At 58.1% G+C, this 22301-nt stretch carries 18 protein-coding genes; 12 read left to right on the top strand and 6 right to left on the bottom strand.

Annotated elements, in window-relative coordinates; translation table 11 throughout:
* Nucleotides 1–56 precede the first annotated feature (56 nt).
* Nucleotides 57–1883, top strand: coding sequence for an ABCB family ABC transporter ATP-binding protein/permease (locus tag CLV88_RS00540; RefSeq protein WP_106606420.1), 1827 nt, complete (start codon nt 57–59; stop codon nt 1881–1883).
* A gap of 8 nt (nt 1884–1891) precedes the next feature.
* Here CLV88_RS00540 and CLV88_RS00535 read toward each other — a convergent pair whose 3' ends face one another.
* The 5 genes from CLV88_RS00535 to CLV88_RS00515 form a co-directional block, all read right to left on the bottom strand.
* A complete protein-coding gene (locus tag CLV88_RS00535) occupies nt 1892–2317 on the bottom strand; it encodes a DUF1294 domain-containing protein (protein ID WP_106606419.1) in 426 nt (141 codons plus the stop codon).
* A gap of 106 nt (nt 2318–2423) precedes the next feature.
* Entirely contained in the window at nt 2424–3617 is a 1194-nt protein-coding gene (locus CLV88_RS00530) for a flavin monoamine oxidase family protein (protein ID WP_165798777.1), read from the bottom strand.
* A 17-nt stretch (nt 3618–3634) separates the two neighbouring features.
* Complete coding sequence (locus CLV88_RS00525; protein ID WP_106606418.1) at nt 3635–4852, bottom strand: 4Fe-4S double cluster binding domain-containing protein; 1218 nt, start codon at nt 4850–4852, stop codon at nt 3635–3637.
* A 95-nt stretch (nt 4853–4947) separates the two neighbouring features.
* Entirely contained in the window at nt 4948–8808 is a 3861-nt protein-coding gene (locus CLV88_RS00520; RefSeq protein ID WP_106606417.1) for an efflux RND transporter permease subunit, read from the bottom strand.
* Nucleotides 8805–10067 (bottom strand): efflux RND transporter periplasmic adaptor subunit, encoded by a 1263-nt coding sequence (locus CLV88_RS00515; protein WP_106606416.1) that lies wholly within the window; start codon nt 10065–10067, stop codon nt 8805–8807. Before CLV88_RS00515 ends, CLV88_RS00520 begins: the two co-directional genes overlap by 4 nt.
* Before the next feature lie 256 nt (nt 10068–10323).
* Here CLV88_RS00515 and CLV88_RS00510 point away from each other — a divergent pair, with 256 nt between their 5' ends.
* The 4 genes from CLV88_RS00510 to CLV88_RS00495 all read left to right on the top strand — a co-directional run bounded on the left by CLV88_RS00510 (nt 10324) and on the right by CLV88_RS00495 (nt 15018).
* Entirely contained in the window at nt 10324–11004 is a 681-nt protein-coding gene (locus CLV88_RS00510) for a hypothetical protein (protein WP_106606415.1), read from the top strand.
* A 25-nt stretch (nt 11005–11029) separates the two neighbouring features.
* On the top strand, nt 11030–12334 hold the full coding sequence (locus CLV88_RS00505; protein ID WP_243403526.1) for a PQQ-binding-like beta-propeller repeat protein: 1305 nt from the start codon (nt 11030–11032) through the stop codon (nt 12332–12334).
* Between the two features lie 49 nt (nt 12335–12383).
* Nucleotides 12384–13874, top strand: coding sequence for a ribosome biogenesis GTPase Der (gene der / locus CLV88_RS00500; RefSeq protein WP_106606414.1), 1491 nt, complete (start codon nt 12384–12386; stop codon nt 13872–13874).
* 157 nt (nt 13875–14031) lie between these two features.
* Nucleotides 14032–15018 carry a fatty acid desaturase gene (locus CLV88_RS00495; RefSeq protein WP_106607033.1) on the top strand — a complete coding sequence of 329 codons (987 nt, stop codon included), beginning with the start codon at nt 14032–14034 and terminating at the stop codon, nt 15016–15018.
* Nucleotides 15019–15108: 90 nt separating this feature from the next.
* On the opposite strand, the gene serS is transcribed toward CLV88_RS00495, so the two are convergent.
* Nucleotides 15109–16401 carry a serine--tRNA ligase gene (gene serS / locus CLV88_RS00490; RefSeq protein ID WP_106606413.1) on the bottom strand — a complete coding sequence of 431 codons (1293 nt, stop codon included), beginning with the start codon at nt 16399–16401 and terminating at the stop codon, nt 15109–15111.
* Between the two features lie 216 nt (nt 16402–16617).
* Here serS and yajC point away from each other — a divergent pair, with 216 nt between their 5' ends.
* The 7 genes from yajC (at nt 16618) to ccmB (ending at nt 22252) form a co-directional block, all read left to right on the top strand.
* Nucleotides 16618–16902, top strand: coding sequence for a preprotein translocase subunit YajC (gene yajC / locus CLV88_RS00485; protein WP_106606412.1), 285 nt, complete (start codon nt 16618–16620; stop codon nt 16900–16902).
* Nucleotides 16903–16923: 21 nt separating this feature from the next.
* Nucleotides 16924–18585, top strand: coding sequence for a protein translocase subunit SecD (secD, locus tag CLV88_RS23250; protein WP_243403525.1), 1662 nt, complete (start codon nt 16924–16926; stop codon nt 18583–18585).
* Between the two features lie 3 nt (nt 18586–18588).
* The gene (secF, locus tag CLV88_RS23245; protein WP_243403524.1) at nt 18589–19560 is read left to right on the top strand and encodes a protein translocase subunit SecF; all 972 of its coding nucleotides are present in this window, start codon (nt 18589–18591) and stop codon (nt 19558–19560) included.
* Nucleotides 19553–20317: a sulfite exporter TauE/SafE family protein gene (locus CLV88_RS00475; RefSeq protein ID WP_106606411.1), complete on the top strand. Its 765-nt coding sequence runs from the start codon at nt 19553–19555 to the stop codon at nt 20315–20317. Before secF ends, CLV88_RS00475 begins: the two co-directional genes overlap by 8 nt.
* A 10-nt stretch (nt 20318–20327) precedes the next feature.
* Nucleotides 20328–20681 (top strand): Mth938-like domain-containing protein, encoded by a 354-nt coding sequence (locus CLV88_RS00470; RefSeq protein ID WP_106606410.1) that lies wholly within the window; start codon nt 20328–20330, stop codon nt 20679–20681.
* A 294-nt stretch (nt 20682–20975) separates the two neighbouring features.
* Nucleotides 20976–21599, top strand: coding sequence for a heme ABC exporter ATP-binding protein CcmA (gene ccmA / locus CLV88_RS00465; RefSeq protein ID WP_106606409.1), 624 nt, complete (start codon nt 20976–20978; stop codon nt 21597–21599).
* Nucleotides 21596–22252: a heme exporter protein CcmB gene (gene ccmB, locus CLV88_RS00460; protein WP_106606408.1), complete on the top strand. Its 657-nt coding sequence runs from the start codon at nt 21596–21598 to the stop codon at nt 22250–22252. The genes ccmA and ccmB overlap by 4 nt, the downstream gene beginning before the upstream one ends.
* Nucleotides 22253–22301: the final 49 nt, after the last annotated feature.

Below are 22301 nucleotides of genomic sequence, written 5' to 3'. Positions count from 1 at the left end.
AGATCACGGGCTGGTGAACTCACGCCCGCACGCGGGCCAGCAACCGAGAAGGCAGCATGGCGAGTTGGTATACCGCGTCCGAAGAAGAGCTTGAACGCAACGAAAAACGCTCTGGTTGGCGCACGATACGTCGCGTCGCCCCCTATCTCTGGCCCGAAGGTCAGAATTGGGTAAAATACCGTGTGGTGCTGGCTATGGTGGCGCTGGTTGCCTCCAAACTGATCGCTGTTTTCACGCCCATGCTCTACAAACGCGCCGTTGATGCGCTGGCAGGCGAAGGTGTGCCCGATCTGGTTCTGGGCGCGGTTGGACTGACCGTTGCCTACGGCATGGCCCGCCTGATGACCAACGGGTTTCAGCAGCTGCGCGATGCAATATTTGCCAAGGTCGCCCAACGCGCCTTGCGCTCTCTGGCGCTGGAGACATTCGAACATATTCACCGTCTGTCGATGCGCTATCACATCACACGCAAAACAGGTGGCCTGTCGCGCATCATCGAGCGCGGGGTGAAGGGCGTCGAATTCCTTCTGCGCTTCCTGCTGTTTTCCATCGGCCCGCTGGTGCTCGAACTCTTGATGATCGCCATCATCCTGTTCTGGCTGTTTGACGTCTGGTATCTGGTCGTCGTCGCCGGCACGATTGCCATCTATATCTGGTTCACCTTCAAAGTCACCGAATGGCGCGTGAAACTGCGCCGCGAAATGAATGATCAGGATACCGACGCCAATCAAAAGGCGATCGACAGTATGTTGAACTTTGAGACCGTCAAGTATTTCGGCGCCGAAAAACGCGAAGCCGCCCGTTATGATGCCGCGATGAAAGGCTATGAACGCGCCGCGCTCAAAACCGCTTATTCGCTGGCGTTCCTCAATTTTGGCCAGTCTTTCCTGATAACGTCCGGCCTTGTAGGTGTGATGGTGCTCGCCGCACTTGGGGTGCAGAACGGCACTCTGACCGTGGGCGATTTTGTCATGGTCAACGCCTACATGATCCAGATCACCATGCCGCTTAACTTCCTCGGTACGGTCTACCGCGAAATCCGTCAAAGCCTTGTGGACATGGGCGAAATGTTCGACCTGCTTGAACAACCCGCCGAAGTTTCCGACAAGGCCAACGCCAAACCGCTAACCGTCTCAGACGGTAAAATCGAACTCGACAACGTGTTCTTTGGCTACGAAACCGAACGCCCCATCCTGCAAGGTGTCTCGCTCGCCGTGTCGGGGGGACAAACGGTCGCCATTGTCGGCGCGTCCGGGTCTGGGAAATCCACCATCGGTCGGCTCTTGTTCCGGTTCTATGACGTGAATGACGGTGCCTTGCGCATCGACGGCCAGGACGTGCGCGACATCACTCAAGAAAGCCTGCACGACGCCATCGGAGTCGTTCCACAGGATACCGTGCTCTTCAATGACACGATCCGCTACAATATCGCCTATGGCCGCGACGGCGCGTCCCATTCCGATATCACCGGCGCCGCGCAGGCCGCTCAGATACACGATTTCATCATGTCCCTGCCCGAAGGCTATGACACGATGGTGGGCGAACGCGGCCTCAAGCTCTCAGGTGGCGAAAAGCAACGTGTTGGCATCGCCCGTACTTTGCTCAAAAACCCACCACTGCTGCTCTTGGACGAGGCCACCTCAGCGCTGGACACCGAGACTGAGCAAGGTATCAAAGACGCGCTCGCGCGGGCTGGACAGGGGCGCACCGTGATCACCATCGCGCACCGTCTCTCAACCATCTCCGAGGCGGATCAGATCATAGTTCTGGAAAAAGGTGTGATCGTTGAACAGGGCAGCCATGCCGACCTTCTGGATCGCGATGGCCGCTATGCCCAGCTTTGGCGGCGTCAGCTCTCAGAAGAAGACGAAGCCGCCGCCTGATCCTTGGCTCAGCTGCCCGGACCAAACCGTCTGGGCAGTGTGCGTACAACCTCTTCTTCTTCCTCTTGCGGCAACAAGCTGGCAAATTTGTCCAAGGCATAGGCTTGGACCTGCGGCGCATATGGCGACTGCCAGACAGCCACCGCACCCACCTGCGCGGTCAGGATAAACAATAGCGCAAAGGTTAGTCCCGCACTCTGGCTGGCATGGCCAAAGCGGATACGCCCCCAAAGCGCGCCCAGGCTCCCCCCAATCAGCGCCAAACCCAGAAATGCGCCACCAGACACGCGCCGTTTGTCGGCGTCCGCCTGATGACTGTCCACCGCAAACAGAATGCAGGCGAGCGTGTTCATCAGCAGAAAAAATATCAGTACAGCTCCAACAACAATCAGGGGGCCGTGGTCTTGAAACAGGCGGGGCAGAAGGTCGGCCATGTCAGGTCCATTCGATCAATTAAAGTTGCTTCAACGCTAATGCGCAATTGCGGCTGTTCTTTGAAACCGCTTCGACGAATTTGTGCGCAGAAATCAGGCCCGGACTCTAGCCAAACGCCGCTGCAAGCGTTTCTTGCGCGGCCTGAACAATACGATTGTCGGTCCAGCCCGCCAGCTCCTTTGCGGGCGATCCACCGTTAAAGGCGCACAGCAACGGCGCGCCAACATAAGGCTCAAGGTTCATAAATAGGTTCATCTGCCCTCGCGCCAAACCGTTTTCCGGCGTGACCAGCCACGTGACATCCCGGTCCCAAAAAGGGGCCTCATACATCAGATACAGCTTGTCCAGCACCCCCATCCCAAGGCGCGATATTGCGTCTGTCTTGCTCGCAGGCAGGGCGGGTTCAAACTGGATTTCACCGCGTTTCAGCACGCCCAGCGGCACAGTTACGACAACCGCCTCAAACCGGACTTCAGCATCTCCAACGGACAATGAAACCCCATTGTCATCATAATGAACACTGTTCAGTTTTTGACTTAGCTTTACCGTGTAATTATCCGATAATGATCGGAAAACATCACTATACCCGTCTGGAAAAATGACCTCTTTTCCACCATATCCAGGTTCGTTCTCATAGGCCGACAGATCAATCTGACCGGGGTCGGCACCTGCCTCGCTCTGCATCTCGACACTGGCCAGCCAGTCCGGCGCGTCCCGGTCCGCAATTGGGCGACCATCGCGGCCGCGAATGACGTAGCTGTCATCCGTGGCTATGGTCTTCTGCCCAGCCGCACGGGCCAGCTTGGCAACCGGGTTGCGCCGTGTGCCATGGATCCAGCTCGCGCCCAGATCTAACGCCGGGCCGAGGCGCGCGTCGGTCCAGATGCGCCCACCAATGCGATCACGTGCTTCAAACACCGTGACTTCATGACCCGTCTTGGTCAAGGCGTGTGCGGCAGTCAACCCGCTCATCCCAGCGCCAATAATGGCCACTTTGCGATAGCGCCGCTTGGCAACCTCCTTGGCAGTAAACAGGCCAGACTCATGCGCGGCATGAACAGTGCTGTTAAATTTGGGAAACACGGCTTCCCCGGCAAAGAACAGCCGCTCTGCCACGGGGCGTTGCAGCGCCTCCCGATGGCTTCGGCGGCTGCCCTTAGCAAAATAAGAGTAGCTCCCATACGAATAGGGATCGCGGCTCCAATTGGTCCGCAGATACCCTTTGAGCGGCGCTGGTGCGGCTTGCGCGCCGCGCCACGGCATGAACCCCGCAATCGCGCCCGCGGCGAAAACTGCCATCGCATGTCGCCTATCCATCACGGGGCCTCCTTCCACCAGTCTTTGGGTTTCATCCGCTTGCCACGATCGCTGCGCTTGTCCCACCACAGGGCCCATTTTCGCCAGCGCGACAGCGCCACACGCAGCCAAAGCCGGTCTTTCCATGTGGTGAATTCCCGATTGAACGGACACACGCGCATACAGATCGCGCAATCTGATTGCAGCTTGGCCCAATACCCGAAACACGCCTTGGCGTCCGAGGTCCATTTGCGCACGCCTTTGACCGCTGACGCATCATCTGGCGCGCTCACCTCTGGCGGGCCAAACGGCAGCGCCTTTGCCGGACAGGCGTCGGCGCATTCCGTGCAGATGTCGCAAAACGCCGCCACACCCAGCTTGCCCGGCGCGTCATGCGCCAACGGCAGGTTGGTGAAAATCTTGGAAAACCGCAGGCGCGGGCCAAATTCCGGCGTGATCACCAACTGGTTGCGCGCATATTCCCCCAAGCCTGCCTTGACTGCATAGGGGATTACCAGCCCGGTGTCGTTCATCGACGGCACCGCCTCGTAGCCAAGGTTGCGGATGTAAGCGGCAAGTTGAATGACAATCGCCGCCTCGTGGCTATATTCCCGCCCCGTGGCCGCCCCAGCCAACGCCGAAGGATAGGTGGCGACCAGCTCGCGATCCATTTGGTGGCCCAACACAATCACGCTGCTCAATCCCTCGGGCAACGCGTTTTCAGCCTCCGAGAAATCACGCGTGTCCACCCGCGCGGCATAAAGCCAACGTTCATCCATATCCGTGATCCCGGCCAGATCCGCGCCAAAAAACCGCGCGATGCGCTTGACCTCTGCCGCCATCATTGCTGGGTCGTCAATCTCTTCTCGGGCCTCTGCTACCGGCGTGTCGCAGGCAATGGGGGCCTGAAACCCTTCACGCTCGCCCTTGTCTGCGCCCCGGTTCGAGATAATGTCCGAGATCAACCAGCTCGCATTGCGAAGCGCAAAATCCTTTTGCCGAAATCCATCCCCTTTGCGATAGCTCGCCTTCATCCGATAGCTCGAGAAAAACCCATCCGTTTGCTTGCTGCGCACCGACGGGTCCCAAAACGCCCGTGTGAACACGTCATTGCGCTGCGAAAACGGCTCAAAATCTTCGGTGGTCTCAATGCCGGCGGCGGCGTCACTGTCTTGATACCGCTCGACCCAGTTGGCGCGCGTCTCGTCGCTCACTGCTTTGTTGGATGGCCAGGCCATGGGCTTTCCTTCGGTCGTTGCCGATCAGAGAGCCCGGATTTACCTGTCATGTCAATGTGCTACTGCCCCAAGACACATGCCTTGGGGCAGGGGCATTATTCTGCTGCGCGCAGGTTACCGCCACCCGGTGGCAGATCCGGCTCATTGTCGGCTTCAACCTTGGCAACCGCTTTTACCGCAGGGACTTCATCCTGTTCTGGCGTGTCGTCCATTTCCGTTTCAGAAACCGCGTCCGCCTCAACGTCATCTTCCCACAGGATCACAGGCGCCTTCACCTTGCGGGCTGCGCGCCGCAGCGCCCAGTCCTGACCGGCGCGGCTGGTCCGACCCAGCGACATACGTGCCAACAGGCGCATCATCCAGCTGAAATATGTGCTCGCCCAAACCCGCAGCGCCAACATGGATGGCGTAAACACCAGCGTCAGCACCGTCGCAATACCCAGGCCAAACACCACCGCCGTCGCCAGCTGTTTCCACCAAAGCGCGGTGGGTGAGTCGATTGAATAGCCCCCGTTGACAAAGTCGAGCGACAGCCCGAACATCATCGGCGCAAGCCCCGCCATTGTCGTGATCGTGGTCAACAGAACCGGGCGAATCCGACTTTGCGCCGTGCGCACAATCGCCTCAACCCGCGGCATGTATCGCGAATACTCCTGATATGTATCAATAAGAACAATGTTGTTGTTCACCACGATCCCTGCCAAGGCGACAATCCCAGTCCCTGTCATAATGATCGAGAAGGACTGATCCATCACCAACATGCCCACCAGCACACCCGCCGTGGACAGGATCACCGCCAACAACACCAGCACCGAGTTGTAAAAGCTGTTAAACTGCGCCAACAGGATCACAAACATCAGGCCCAACGCCGCGGAAAAGGCGCTCATCAAAAAGGCCCCGGATTCTGCCTGCTCTTCCTGATCCCCGGTCCATTCCCAGTTCACCGAGCGGTCAAACGATGCTTCGTTCAGCCATTCGGTCAGAACTTCGATGCGCTCGGTTGGCGTCACCGGAACCCGGCGCGCACCGTCTTCGACAGCGTCGCGTACATCCTGAGCGTTCTGTGCGTCCAGCAGGGTGTGAATGGTAAACGTGTCACCGGTCGCAATGGTCACGACCTCACCAGTCGCTGTTTCGCCCTCAGGCACGGCCTTCAACAGCGCCACAGATGTTGTCTCTTCGCCTTCGCCAGTCACAAGCTTGACCAAACCCGGCTCAACATCCGCCTTTACGTCGTAAAACCGTTCCTGATCAATACGGCTGATCGAGGCCAGTTTTGGAACCGGCGTGCGGGTCACAAAGTTTGACAGCGGGACAAGCCCCTCATTTGTACGCACCTTGATACTGTCAAGCGTCGACAACACCCGGTCATTCTCCGGCAATCGCAGGCGAATTTCGATCTCTTCGTCCGAACTGTCGACCCGCATGGTATCCAGCAGAATACCGCGTGTGACCAGCTGTACCATACCGCCCACGGTGGCCACATCGGCGCCATACCGTCCGGCCTTGGCCACATCGACGTTGATCTGCCAGTCAATACCGGGCAGGGGCATCGTGTCTTCAACGAGGATCAGACCCGGCGTTTCAAGAAACGCGTCACGTGCCATCTCTGTGGCCGTGTCCAGGCTGTCCCACCCATCTCCGCGAATGCGCAGATGAATTGGCTTGCCTGATCCCGGTCCCTGTTCAATCGGTTTGGTCTCGACATAAAATCCCGGCAGTTTGGCCAGCTCTACGTTGAGCTCGTCCAGCACCCGGTTTCCGTCAAAGGCAGGTGCCGTGACTTCGCGTTCAAGCAGGTCAAAGAACCACTTTTCACGCACCGTCGGGCGCTCGTCCCACGGAATAATCTCAAACTGCACTTGTCCAACCGTGTCCGCAGGCGCGTCCCCGCCACCGGGGCCGCCCGTGTCCAGACCGCCTTCACCGGCGAACGAGAACACATTCACAACGGCCGGGTGAGCCATGATAATCTCTTCCGCCGCGCGCACCATTGCGTCTTTTTCAGGCAAAGACAGATTGCCGCGCGCCCGCACAAATGCAGAGGCCTGTTCCGGTTCGGTTTCGACAAAGAAATCGACGCCATTATTGTTCTCGCCAAAGTAGGTCATGACCTGCATGACGAACATTACAACGGCGACAACAGTGACGATCGGCATGATTGGATTGCCCACAATCAGGCGCATGAAAAAGCCAAATGGCGTGTGGCGGAACCCGCTTTTCACCTTGCGCCGGCGGCGCGTAATCTTCGCAGCACTCAAAGTCACAGACGCCCCAAAGGCCGAGAGCACGAACAGCAGACCACCCACCAAAAGCGGCCCCATGCCTGTGCTGCCCTCCGGCAGAATATAGGCCGGGTTCAGCATCTGCATCGCGCTGACAAACATACCATAGAGCGGAATAGGGACCAGAATGGCGCGCACAAACCACGGCAGGCGTTTTTTCAGCGCGCCAGCAGCCCTATCAAACGAACGGCTCAACCGCCCGGAAATACCACCGACAACCGGCAGGTAGATCAGCGCCACCAACAGCGACGCGGATAGAACAAAGATCATCGTCACCGGCAACATGCCCATGAACTCACCCGGTACACCGGGCCAAAACAGCATCGGCAAAAATGCACACAGCGTCGTCGCGGTCGAGCTGACGATGGGCCAGAACATGCGCTGCGCCGCCTCTACATAGGCGTGCATCGGTCCGACACCTTCTTTGATGCGCTTGTCGGCGTATTCTACCACCACAATCGCACCATCCACCAACATCCCAACAGCCAGAATCAGGCCGAACATCACCATGTTCGAAATGGTCACGCCCATCACAGCCAGGAATGCAAAACACAGGAGGAACGAAGCGGGGATTGCAAAGCCCACCAGCATTGCGGCCCGGCTGCCCAATGCCGACAGCACCACGATCATCACCAGCGCCACCGCCGTCAGAACCGAGCCTTCAAGCTGGCTGACCATCGAGCCAACGGTGCGGCTCTGATCGTTCGAGGTGCCCACATGCACCGCCGCCTTCAACTCGTCGGGCCAGTTTTCCTGTGCCTTGGCCAGCGTGGTTTTGATCTCCTCGACGGTGTCGATAATGTTGTATCCCTTGCCTTTGACGATCTGCAAAGCAACGGTTTTCTCACCATCAAACCGCGCTGTTCCGGCGCGGTCCTCAAAGGTAAAGTTAATTTCTGCAAGGTCACCCAATGTGACGATACGGTCGCCATTGGTTTTGACGGGCAGGGCGTAAATGTCGCTCGCATCATCAAACGATGACGGGATCTTGACCGAGAACGTGCCCTGCGCGCTGTCTACCTCGCCCGCCGCGATCAACTGGTTGTTGTTCTGAACAACCGAGATCACCTCGCCAGCAGTGACATTGTAGGATTCCAGTCGCAGCGGATCGATAATCACTTCAACCATCTCGTCCCGGTTGCCCGCAATCGGCGCTTCCAGCACGGCGTCAATGGCCTCAAACTGGTCCTGCAAGTCCTTGGCCAGTCGCGCCATGGTGCGCTCTGGCACATCGCCACTCAGGTTGACGATGACAATTGGAAATTCGGAAAAGTTGATCTCGTTGATCGTGTATTGCTCGGCCCCATCGGGAAAATTGGCCGAGGCTGAGTTCATGGCATCGCGCACATCCGCGATTGTCGCGCTCTTGTCCCAGCCAAAGTCAAACTCCAAGAGCAACGAAGCGTGGTTTTCGGCGGCAATGCCGGTCATTTTGTCCAGCCCGTCCAGATCGACGGACTCCGTTTCCATCGGTTTGACAAGCAGGCTTTCGGCATCTTCCGCCGAAATACCGGGGAAACTCACCGAAACATATAGGATCGGGATATCAATATCCGGCTCGCCCTCTTTGGGCAGGCTGGCATATGCAAACGCGCCCGCCACAAGCGAGATCGCAATAAACGCAAGGATCATTCGGGCCCGTTCAGAGGCCCAGGTAATGGCGCCGGTCATTGCACGGCCTCCCGGAATGTCGGATCAACTTTCACACCAGCAATTACGTATTCCTGGCCAACAACGATCACATTTGCAGTCTCGGGCAGGCCGCCAACCCAGATTCCCTCGGGGCTGTCTTGCAGCACTTGAACTGGCGCAAAGACAACCGTTTGCATATCATCCACCAGCCGCACGCCCAGCGTGCCTTCGTCATTCAGCGTCAACGCCGATTGTGGAATCAGATGCGCGTTTGCACCTTCTGCTGAAATCAGGATCTCCGCCGTTTGCCCGTCGCGAATGCTCAGATCCTCGTTTGGTACGTTCAGCTCCACCCGGAACGTCCGTGTCAAAGGATCGGCCGAGCGGGACAGGAACGTGACCTGACCGGTCACTTGTTGTCCGGTGGTCAGCTTCGCCCCGGCAGGCGCGCCCAGACGAATCTTGTTCACTTCTGTTTCCGGCACAAAGCCGACAATCTTGATCGGGTCCAACCGCAGCACCGTCGCGCACAGGCTTCCTTGTTGCATCAGGCTTCCCAGCTCGGCGGTGTCGCTCTCCAACAATCCGTCAAAAGGTGCCGTGATAATCAGACGATCCATCTCGCGCTCTGCTGCGGCCACTAGCGCCTCGGCCGACTCAATTCCGGCCAGTGTGGACTCAAGATTGGACGCCGCCGCCTGCACGGCGGCTTCTGATGCTTTCACCGTCGCTGCCGTAGATGCCACGCGTGTCTCAGAAGCAAATCCACCCTCAGACAGTTTTTTGGCTGCATTGTCGTTGATCAGTGCTTCTTCCAAACGGGCATTTGCCTCGATCTGGGCGGCTTGCGACGATGGCACACGTGCGATCGCTTCGGCCAGTCGCGCCTTGGCCTCCGCCAAAACCGCCTCTCGCGTGCCCACGTTCAAACGGCACAGCTCCTGTCCCGCCGTCACATGTGACCCGCGGCGCAGCGGCTCAGATATCACCAGCGCCGCTGTCTCGCCGCGCACTTCAACCTGACGATCCGCCTCTGTCTGGCCGCGCAACACCACCGCATTGTCAATCGTCGACGCGCTGGACTGGATCGCCACAACCCGCACCAGTGACTGCTCCGCCGCAATCTCTTCGGCCACCGCCAGCTCAGTGGTCGCATCCGCAACCACGTCTTCGCCCGCCGCCGCGACATCCCCGCGATCTCCGCCCGAGGCAAAAGCCAACAGCCGATCACGCTCTGTGACAATCATAAACAGGAACACAGTTACCAGAACCGCAGTCACTACCGGAATCAAACGCATGCCAGACGTCCTTGCAAAAAAAAGCATTTCAATTGAGGCGACATATTGGGTCGCTGAGCGGTGGAAACAACCTCAATTGGAATATTTCTGAACCGACCTGTTCAGATTATGGGGTAAACGCGGCAATCGCAAGCGCTCTTGGCGCAGTTCTGCCCGCAAAGTCAGCAACCCTTGGCACTTTAGAAACAAAGCGATAAGAGAGGTGCAAATCGTTTCGGCAAACCTGAACGACAGCCGCACATACAGGAGAGTACGCGTGAGCAATACAGACAGTTTCATCGAAGAAGTGACCGAAGAAGTCCGCCGCGACCGTCTTTTTGCAACCCTGCGGCGCTATGGCTGGATTGCTGTGGCCCTTGTGGTGCTGATCGTTGGGGGTGCTGCCTGGAACGAGGTGAACAAGGCCAACATTCGCGCCGGGGCGCAGGCCACCGGCGACGCGCTGATTGCCGCGGTCGAGGCTGATGACGACGCCGCGCGCATTGCGGCTCTGGCCGAAGTGGAAGTTGCAGAGCCCCAGGCCCAGATCATCACTGATTTCCTGCTGGCCACACATCAGATTTCCGCTGGCGACGCAGCGGCCGCAGCCACAGTCCTTGACGGCATCGCAACGTCCTCGGCAGATGTGCGGGAAATCTACCGTCAGGTTGCCGCGTTCAAGTCTATCGTCGCTCAGGGCGACGCTATGCCAGCCGCAGATCGCCGGATCGCGCTGGAATCATTGGCTGCACCGGGTATGCCTTTGGCATTGCTGGCACAGGAACAGCTGGCGTTGGTTGACGTTGAACAGGGGGATGTTGACGCAGCATTGGCGAAACTTGACGCCATTCTTCAGGATGCAAATGTGTCAGCAGGCTTGCGTCAACGCGCTTCTCAGTTGATTGTAGCACTTGGCGGGACACCACCCAGCGCCCTTGGCGCGGTTCCCGGCCAATAACGATAATCTGGTGGAGACCGGAGCAGTGAACAACAAGACTTGGATCATGGCATTTGTGGGCATGTCCCTTGTGGCGTCCTGCGCCGAAAAGGAACGTATCCTGCCGGGCCCGCGCGAAGACCTCGTTGGCGCCGCGACCACCGAACGTGTGGAGAACGCGGCACCTGCCATTTCTCTTCCGGCGCAAACCCGCAATAACGAATGGACGCACCGTATCGGAACGCCGAAATATCGCGTTGCCAATGCCGCGTTGTCACCAACACCGTCGCTGGTTTGGGAGACTTCCATCGGCAAGGGCGAGTCGCGCAAATCACGCATCACGGCTGACCCGGTTGTTGCCCAAGGGCGAATCTATACGGTTGATTCCGAATCTACCCTGACGGCCACGTCGCTCAACGGGGCCGAGCTCTGGACTCGCGATTTGGCAACTTCACGCGACAAAGCAGGCGAGGCATCGACCGGCGGTATCGCCTATGATGGTGGCAAGCTGTTTGTTACAACCGGCTTCGGCAGCCTGCGCGCCTTTGACGCGACCACCGGTGCTGATCTATGGGAGCAGCGTTTTCAGGCCGTCGGTAGCGGCACTCCAACCGTATATGGCGACCTTGTTTATGCCGTTTCGGGGGACGCCACCGCATGGGCTATGAACACAACAACCGGCAAGGTTGACTGGCAACTGCTCTCGATTCCCGATGTGCAAAATGTTCAAAGCCCCTCTGCACCGGCAATCAATGACCGTCTTGCAATCATTGCCTATGGTTCCGGCGAGATTCAGGGCGCATTCCGCCGAGGCGGTGTTGGCCGTTGGAACTCCAGCATCTCCGGCCAACGGCTGGGCCGCGCCACCAATACCATCGCTGATATCTCCGGCGACCCGGTCATTGTTGGCAATTCCGTTTATGTCGCCAACCATTCCGGGCGTCTCGTGGCGCTGGATGTAAACACCGGCGCCCGCCTCTGGACTTTGGGCGAAGGCTCGTTCAACCCCGTGTTCCCGGCGGGTGGGTCGCTGTTCATGGTGTCCGATGAAAACAAGCTGATGCGCATCAACGCAAGCGACGGCAAAATCATCTGGCAACAGAATCTGCCGCTGTTTGTAAAGAACAAGCCCACGCGACAAGCGGCAATTTTTGCCCATTACGGGCCAATCCTTGCCGGCGGCCGTTTGTTTGTGGCCTCTTCGGATGAAATGTTGCGGGCGTTTGATCCACAGTCCGGTGCGCTGGTTTATTCCGTCGAATTGCCTGGTGGCGCTGCATCAAACCCCGTTGTTGCCGGGGGCGTTCTCTATGTGGTCAACACCAAGGGCAAATTGCTCGCTTTCCGTTGACGCAAATATGGTGTATCGCCTCCCACTCTGATGTTTCGGAGTCGAAAAAATGAGTTTCACGCTCGCCATCGTGGGCCGCCCCAATGTGGGCAAGTCCACCCTGTTCAATCGCCTTGTTGGCAAAAAACTGGCCTTGGTCGATGACCAGCCGGGTGTGACGCGCGATCTGCGTGAAGGTGAGGCCAGGCTGGCCGACCTGAAATTCACCGTGATCGACACCGCCGGTCTGGAAGACGCCACAGATGACAGCCTCGAGGGCCGCATGCGCCGCCTGACCGAGCGCGCTGTGGGTATGGCTGATATCTGCCTGTTCATGATCGACGCGCGGGCAGGGGTTACACCTGTCGACATGATCTTTGCCGAGATTCTTCGCAAACGCTCGGCTCATGTGATTCTTGCTGCCAACAAGGGCGAAGGGTCTGCTGCGGACGCTGGCGTGATCGACGCATGGTCGCTGGGCCTTGGCGAACCCATCCGCCTCTCTGCTGAGCATGGCGAGGGTCTCAACGATCTCTATACCCACCTGATGCCGATTGCCGACACCTTTGCCGAACGTGCCCAAGAGGCGCAAGACGAGGTGGCGATTGATGTTGATATCTCCGAAGAAGACGACAGCGACGATGTCGATTTGGCCGAAGACTTGCGCCCGTCGCGTAATATTTCGCCCAATCGGCCCATGCAGATCGCCGTTGTGGGCCGCCCCAACGCGGGCAAATCAACCCTGATCAATAAGATCATCGGCGAAGACCGCCTGCTGACCGGCCCAGAGGCCGGGATCACTCGCGATGCCATTTCGCTGCGCACCACGTGGTCCGACACGCCGATCCGCATCTTTGACACCGCCGGAATGCGCAAAAAAGCCAAAGTGCAGGACAAGCTGGAAAAGCTGTCCGTTTCTGATGGGTTGCGCGCGGTCAAGTTTGCCGAAGTTGTGGTTGTTCTGCTCGACGCCGCAATCCCGTTTGAGCAACAAGACCTGCGCATTGCCGATCTTGCCGAACGCGAAGGCCGCGCCGTTGTTGTCGCCGTGAACAAATGGGACATCGAGGACGAAAAACAACAGAAACTCAAAGACTTGAAAGAGTCTTTTGAACGTCTTCTGCCGCAATTGCGCGGCGCCCCTCTGATTACGGTGTCTGCCAAAACCGGCCGCGGGTTGGATCGCCTGCACGGCGCCATTCTGCGCGCCTACGATGTGTGGAACCGCCGCGTGTCCACTGCCCAGCTGAACCGCTGGCTGACGGGTATGCTCGAACAGCACCCGCCGCCCGCGCCCCAAGGCAAGCGCATTAAGCTGCGCTATATGACCCAAGCCAAAACCCGCCCGCCGGGATTCGTGGTCATGTGTTCGCATCCCGATAAAATGCCGGAAAGCTATTCCCGTTATCTCGTGAACGGGTTGCGCACGGACTTTGACATGCCCGGTGCGCCGATCCGCCTAACAATGCGCGGGCAGGGCGACAAAAACCCTTATAAAGGGCGCAAAAAGTCGACACCCAGCCGTCTGCGCAAGCATATCAAGGGCCGCGCGCCCGACTAAAGGCACAGGCCCCCCTTTGGCACCTGCATTTTCCGCGTTATAGTCTTGCCAGATTAAAACATTGTGTGATCTTGTCACCGTGTTGTTACGTATCTGTTTGAAAAGCCTTTCCTTTGGAAACGGCGCAATCAATTGACTGGAACCGGGGGTGTTTGCGATGGAAATTCGCGAGCGTTTAAAAACATACACGGCACAAGATGACCGCATCGGCGCACTCAGTTTCTTTGGGACTTTTGCCGTTTATTTCCTCACGCTTTATCTGGCGATCACCAATGTGACTACGTGGTACGTCCTGCTGCCCATGATGGTGTTGAACGGCTTTTCCGCTGTGCGCCTTTATGTGATCCAGCACGATACGGGCCACGCAACGCTGTTCAAGTCCCGCAAACACAATGATTGGGCGGGCGAGGCGCTGTCGGTTGTGACCTTCGCGCCTTATGCTGCCATGCGCCACAATCACAATATGCACCATTCGCATCTCGGTAATCTCGATCACCGCGATACAGGTGAAATTCACACCATGACCCTACGGGAATGGAATGCGGCCGGTTTCTGGCAACGTTTGCAGTATCGCCTCTATCGCAATCCGTTTGTCCTGATTCCCGCGGGTAGCCTGTTCACCTATTTCATCCGCTATCGATGGCCAAAGAATGCCGGTGACATGGTTGGGTCTGTGTTGCGTCACAACATCATGATTGCCGCTTATATGATTGGTATTTATGCGCTATTTGGCTGGACGGGCGTGCTGATATGGTTCCTGGCGTCATTCTTTGGCGGTATGATTGGCGTGTTCATGGTTTATCTACAACACAACTTTGAGGACACCTACTGGGACCGTCGCCCTGACCTTGATCCGCGACTTGCCGCACTTCAAGGCTCCTCGGCGCTGGATTTGGGATGGTGGATGGATCTTGGGTCGGCCAATATCGCCTATCACGACATCCATCACTACAACGCCCGCATCCCACACTACAATCTGCGCAAATGTCATCAAGCGATCCGTGCGGATTATGATTTGCCGGTGATCAAATGGCCCGAGGCGATCCGGTCGTTTTCGCTCAAATTATGGGACGAGGATCAAGAGCGGCTGGTGCCGTTCCCAAAAGAACGTAGCAGCGACGCACGGATGAGCCCGGCTGAATAGAAAAAAGGGGAGGGGGCGCTGCCCCCGTCACTGCGGTGCAGTGACTCCCCCGAAGTATTTTTGGCAAGATGAAGAGGGCTGGACAGTGGCTTAGGCCAGCGCGCCCTCTGCCGTGAGGGTGGTTTTGCCGCCGAGATAGGGGGCGAGAACGTCCGGCAGGACGACGGAGCCATCTGCCTGTTGGCCGTTTTCCAGAACCGCGATCAGGCAGCGCCCGACGGCGAGGCCCGAGCCATTCAGCGTATGCACAAATTGCGGGCGGCCGCCATCGGCGGGTTTGAACCGCGCGTTCATGCGACGTGCCTGAAACGCGCCGGTGGTCGAGACCGAGCTGATTTCCCGGTACGTATTCTGCCCAGGTATCCATGCCTCGATATCAAAGGTGCGGCGCGCGCCAAATCCCATGTCTCCCGTGCATAGCACCACGGTGCGATAGGGTATGCCAAGCTTTTCCAGCAGCCCTTCGGCGCAGCGCAACATGCGTTTTTGTTCTGTGTCGCTCTCGTCCGGGTGGGTCACAGACACCATTTCGACCTTTTCGAACTGGTGCTGGCGCAACATGCCCGACGTGTCCTTTCCCGCACTGCCCGCCTCGGACCGGAAACAGAGCGTATGCGCGGTCATGCGGATCGGCAGATCGGCCTCGGCCAATGTGTCGCCCGCCACGGAATAGGTCAGCGGCACTTCGGATGTGGGCACCAGCCACCAGCCATTGGTAGTCTGATAGCTGTCTTCGCCAAATTTTGGCAGTTTATCAGTGCCATACATGGCTTCGTCGCGCACCAAAACCGGGCTGTTCACCTCGGTCAGGCCATTTTCGTCCACATGTGTGTTGATCATGAGCTGCGCCAATGCGCGGTGGATACGGGCCACGGCACCCTTGAGCATCACGAAACGTGCACCCGAGATTTTGGCCGCAGTGCTAAAGTCCATCGATGCCGCCACGCCCTGAATGTCAAAATGCTCAACGGGTGTAAAATCCATCTCGCGCGGGGTGCCCCAGCGGGCCACTTCGACATTGTCGTCTTCATCGGCACCTTGGGGGACATCTTCGGCGGGCAGGTTGGCGATCCGCGCCAACGCGTCGGTCAGCTCAGCGTCCAGCGCTTTGGCCTCGGTCTGCATGGCCGCCACTTCGGCCTTTTTCTCGCCGACCAGTGCGCGCAGCCGTTCAAACTCGGCCTCATCGCCCTTGGCTTTGGCTGCACCCACCTCTTTGGCGGCGCGTTTCTGATCGGCCTGAGCGGTTTCGCTGGCAGCAATCTTGGCGCGGCGCGCCTCGTCCAGTGCCAACAGGGATGACGACATCGGCGCATCCCCACGCAGGGCCAGGGCGGCGTCGAACGCTTCCGGGTTCTCGCGGATTGCTTTTATGTCGTGCATCTGTGGTGTCCTTCTTCAGACGTGGTGATTCATCTTGTGTGCGCAGCTTATGACGGATTTTTTGCCGGATCGTAAGCGCCCACAATCCCATGTTGTGTATTAGTGTGGCACTGGGTGGTTAATCGGACGTTTCCCGCCTTGCAACCGGTGACAATGCCCCATAGGTTCCCAGCGACTTTCGCGGGGCCACTCCCGCCAACAAAGAGGACATGCCCCATGGAAGCCATTGGCCAGTTTCTGCCCCTTATCCTGATCTTTGCGATCATGTATTTCCTGCTGATCCGCCCGCAGCAGAAGAAAGTGAAAGAACACCAGGCGATGGTTGATGCCATCCGTCGCGGCGATCAGGTGGTCACCCAAGGTGGCCTGATCGGCAAGGTGGTCAAGGTCAAGGACGACAACGAGATCGAAGTTGAGCTTGGCGAAGGCGTCAAGGTGCGTGTGGTTCAGTCCACCATCGCTCAGGTCGTGACCAAGACCGAACCCGCTGCCAATAGCTGATCTCACGAATAGGGCCGCCTGATGCTGCAAATCGACCTTTGGAAACGCGTCCTTATTTGGGCCGTCTGTGCGTTGGGGCTGCTTTTGGCAATGCCCAACGCATTCTATCAGAAGGTCGAGGTCCGCAATGATGCGGTCGCCGCGATCGAAATGGGCCAGTCCGGCAATGAGCTTGAGGAACAGGCGGCGTCGTGGCCGTCTTTCCTGCCCTCAGGGCTTGTGAACCTTGGGCTTGACCTGCGTGGCGGTGCGCATCTTTTGGCCGAGGTACAGGTTGCCGACGTCTATGAGGCGCGGATCAAGTCGCTCTGGCCGGAAATCCGCGATCTGTTGCGTCAGGAACGGGCCACCATTGGCACCATCCGTCTGCAACCTTCCCCAGCGGACGAGCTGCGCGTGAAGATCTCTGAGCCGGCCCAGATCCAACAGGCGGCGACGCTTGTGCGTGGCCTTGCCCGTCCGGTCACATCACTCTCAGGTGCGTTGCAAAACGATATTGATGTTGCGACAGAAGGCGACACCATCGTCGTGCAGCTTTCTGAGGCGGAAAAGCTCGCCACGGATGAGCGCACAGTGCAGCAGGCACTGGAAATCATCCGCCGCCGGATTGACGAGGTTGGCACCCGCGAACCCACGATCCAGCGTCAGGGGTCCGATCGTATCCTGATCCAGGTGCCTGGCATCGGTTCGGCGGCTGAGCTCAAGGATATCATCGGCACCACCGCCCAGCTGACCTTCCACCCTGTTGTGGGTCGCGGATCTGACGCCGAACAAAGCCCCGGCGCAGGCAATGACATCTTCCCGTCGCTGGACGAAGAGGGCGTTTATTACATCGTCGAAAGCGCTCCGGTTGTCACCGGCGAAGAGCTGGTCGATGCACAGCCCAGCTTTGACCAAAACGGTCAGCCCGCTGTATCTTTCCGCTTCAACCCCACCGGTGCGCGTAAATTTGGCGACTATACAGCCGAAAACATCGGCTCGCCTTTTGCCATCGTGCTCGATAACGAGGTTGTCTCGGCCCCGGTCATTCAGGCCCATATCTCGGGTGGCTCCGGCATCATCACTGGCCGCTTCTCGGTTGAGGAAACCACCAACCTCGCCGTGCTCCTGCGTGCGGGCGCGCTGCCTGCCGGTCTGACCTTCCTCGAAGAGCGCACCATTGGCCCCGAGTTGGGGCAGGACAGCATTGATGCAGGGCGCATCGCCTGTATCGTCGCCTTTGGCGCGGTGCTGGTGTTCATGTTCCTCAGCTATGGCATGTTTGGCCTTTTTGCCAATATCGCGCTGATCCTGAATGTCGGCCTGATCTTTGGCTTGCTCTCCATGATCGGCGGTACGCTGACATTGCCGGGGATTGCCGGGATCGTACTGACCATCGGTATGGCCGTTGATGCCAACGTGCTGGTCTTTGAACGTATCCGCGAGGAACTCAAAACCTCCAAAGGTCCGGCCCGCGCCATCGACCTTGGCTATGAAAAGGCCCTCTCGGCCATTCTGGACGCCAATATCACCACATTCATCACCGCCGTGATCCTCTTTGCCGTTGGCTCAGGCCCGGTACGCGGCTTTGCCATCACGTTGGGGCTCGGCATCCTCACATCCGTCTTCACCGCGATCTTTGTGACGCGCCTGATGATCGTCATGTGGTTCGAACGCCGCCGTCCCAAGACAATCGAGGTATAAGCCATGCGTCGTCTGAGACTCGTCCCACAGGACACCAAATGGGATTTCTTTTCCCGTCCCGCCCTCTGGCTTGGCATTTCTGGTGCGCTGATGGTCGCCGCCATGGTCAGCTTCTTTATTCAGGGGCTGAACTTTGGCATCGATTTCCGTGGCGGTACCACGATCCGGACCGACAGCGCCCAAGAGGTGGTGGTCTCTGATTATCGTGCCGCGATCGATCCGCTGGGCCTTGGTGATGTTACCATCACCGAAGTGTTCGATCCCACGTTTGACGAAGATCAGCACGTCACCATGATCCGTATTCAGGCTCAGGAAGGGTCAGAATCGGTTTCGGCTGACCTGATCCGCGATGTCGAGGCGGCGCTGAAAACAGTTGTTCCCGACATCAGCTTTGTGTCCGTCGAATCCGTTGGCCCCAAAGTATCGGGCGAACTGATCAAGACCGCCGCGATTGCCGTTCTGCTCGCCATTGGAGCGGTTCTGATCTACATCTGGCTACGCTTTGAATGGCAGTTTGCACTGGGGGCTGTAGCAGCTCTGATCCACGATGTGGTGCTCACCATTGGTGTCTTCTCTGAGCTGCAAATCCGTTTTGACCTCGCCATTATCGCGGCATTGCTGACCATCGTCGGCTATTCGCTCAACGATACCGTGGTGGTGTTTGACCGGGTGCGTGAAAACCTGCGCAAATACAAAAAGCTTGATCTCAAGGAGGTGCTGAACCTCTCGATCAACGAAACCCTCAGCCGCACGGTTATGACCTCTGTCACCACGCTGCTTGCGCTGATCTCGTTGTTTGTTCTGGGCGGCGACGTGATCCGGGGCTTTGTCTTTGCCATGATCTGGGGCGTGATTGTCGGCACCTATTCGTCCGTCTTCATCGCCTCTGCGGTGCTTTTGAAACTGGGCGTCAAACGCGACTGGTCCAAGCCGTCAAATACCGGCGGGAACCAATTCGCAAATATCGATGCCTGAGGCATTCCTCGACATCTGGGCTCAGGTCCAGACTGTCGAGGGTCTTCCTTACATTATCGCAATCGCCTTTGTCGCGGGCCTTGTGCGTGGCTTTTCGGGCTTTGGCACCGCCATGATCTATCTGCCTGTGGCGGGGCAATTCCTGCCGCCGGTCTGGGCGATCATCACTCTTGTCATGATGGACTTGCTGGGGCCGCTGCCCAATGTGCCCCGCGTGTGGCGCGATGCGCATAAACGCGATCTGGCGCGGCTTTTTGCCGGTGTGGTAGTGATCATGCCCCTTGGTATTGCGGTTTTGCTAGTCGTTGATCCAGCGGTGTTCCGCTATATCGTTTCGGTCTTTGCTCTGATCCTGCTGGTGATCCTGATTTCCGGGTTTCGCTATCGCGGCACTGTACGCGCGCCAGCGCTCTATGGCATTGGTGGGGTGTCGGGTTTTCTGGGTGGTGTCGCCGGTATGCCCGGCCCACCCGTTATTCTCTTTTACATGGCCAGCCCACATGGTCCGGCTGTGATCCGTGCTAACACCATGCTGTTCCTGATCGGCTATGACATCATCCTGTCGGTGATGTTTGGCTTTCAGGGCCTGTTGGCGGCGGTGCCGGTTGTACTGGGTCTGTCGCTCACCGTTCCGAATCTGTTAGGAAATTATCTGGGCGGCAAAATTTTCCGCCCGGAGCACGAAAAAACCTATCGCATGGTCGCCTACGCCATCATCGCCGCTTCGGCCATTTCCGGCCTGCCATTTCTCAGCTGAGGAGCTGCAAATGCAAATCACCGAAATCACCTACCCCGAGGCGCTGCCCATCGAAAGCTATGGTCCCGGCTTTTTCCGCATTAATGCCAAGGTGATCGAGGGCGGTGCCCTGATCCATGCCACCGGCGCGTCCGGGTGGGGCGGCTACGCCGATACCGAAACAGTTCTGGCAATGAAAGACGACGTGGATTTTATCCTATTGGGCACCGGCGCCCAGATGGCCCCGGTTGACGCGGCCTTTCGTGCTGTGCTGGACGAGGCCGAAATTGGCATTGAGCCGATGGCCTCTCCAACGGCTTGTCGCACCTACAATGTATTGGTGTCCGAAGGGCGGCGCGTAGCGGCAGTTCTGCTGCCCGTCTAGGACGGTTTTTGTTGCGGTTTTGGTGATCGGGCGCGCGGGGCGTTAAGGCCCATAGGCCACTGGGCTTTGCATAACGACACCGACGCTATACCGACGTAAAACCGACGTTTTGCCGACACGGGATCTGGGGCTCGGTATGCCATTAACACTTTCCCTCGCCAACACTGCGCAAACCATTGTAAACCTACCCGGAATTTGTTGATGTACCTCAAGGCGGATGGGCCGTTCAGGGCGTTACATTCGCATATGGCAAATCAGATTTTGCCAATCTTTCCATCGCATTAAGGCGACTGCATGACTTTGAAAGTTCAAGACCTGACAATCACGCGCGGCGGCATTCCCGTGCTCGAAGGTCTCAACTTCGCACTGGAACCGGGCAGGGCACTGATATTGCGTGGTCCCAACGGTGTAGGAAAGACCACCCTATTGCGCACAATCGCCGGCCTCCAGCCCCCCTTGTCCGGCACCGTGGATTGCCCCTCAGAAAGCTTCGCCTACGCCGCTCACAGCGATGGTCTCAAGGCGATGTTGACGGTTTCTGAAAACTTGAACTACTGGGCGCAAGTATTTGGACAAAAAGACATTAATCGCGCTGTTAGCACCTTCAACCTCGATGCGCTTGTCGACCGTATGGCCGGCACATTATCCGCCGGTCAAAAGCGTCGATTGGGCCTCGCGCGCCTGCTTGTTACGGGCCGCCCGATCTGGGTTCTGGACGAGCCTACCGTGTCCCTCGATACCGCCTCTGTCGCCCTGTTCGCTGATGCGGTTCGTGCCCATCTCAAAACTGGTGGCAGCGCTCTGATGGCGACCCATATCGACCTCGGACTAGAGGAAGCTGATGTGCTTGATGTTGGCCCTTTCCGCGCCAAGGCAGACACCGTCGCGGCGGGCGGATTTGATGAGGGGTTCTTATGATTGCGCTCCTGATCCGCGACCTGAAACTGGCCTTTCGCGCCGGTGGTGGCTTTGGTCTCGGTCTCGCTTTTTTCCTTATTGTTACGGTACTTGTACCCTTTGGTGTCGGCCCGGAAAGCGCGCTCTTGGCCCGTATCGCCCCCGGCATTCTCTGGCTTGGCGCTTTGCTCGCTTGTCTCCTGTCGCTCGACCGTATCCTCGCGCTCGATTGGGAAGACGGGTCACTCGATCTACTCGCCACATCGCCCCTTCCACTCGAAGGAGTGGTTTCGGTTAAGGCGCTGGCCCACTGGCTCACCACCGGCCTGCCGCTCACCCTTGCCGCACCCTTTCTGGGCCTACTACTCAGCTTACCCACACAAGGCTACGCATGGCTTGTGGTCTCACTCGCGCTCGGCACACCAGCGCTCTCTGTCATCGGCACATTCGGGGCCGCTCTGACGGTGGGGATCAAGCGTGGTGGATTGCTGCTTTCTTTATTAGTTCTGCCTCTTTACGTGCCAACCCTCATCTTCGGTGCTGAGCTCGCGCGGCGTGGCGCAGAAGGGCTCGCAACCACGACGCCGCTCTTGATGCTGGCCGGGATCAGCTTTGGCGTCATTGCTCTTTTGCCTTTCGCCAGTGCCTTGGTACTGCGGGTCAATTTGAGGTAGGAACGCGCGGATGTTGAACTATATCAAAGACAACCAAGGCCACTCTCGG

The sequence above is a fragment of the Shimia abyssi genome (assembly GCF_003014475.1).
Lineage (GTDB): Bacteria > Pseudomonadota > Alphaproteobacteria > Rhodobacterales > Rhodobacteraceae > Shimia > Shimia abyssi.
The sequence above is the reverse complement of the archived record's forward strand: the minus strand, read 5'-3'. Positions and strand labels throughout refer to the sequence as shown.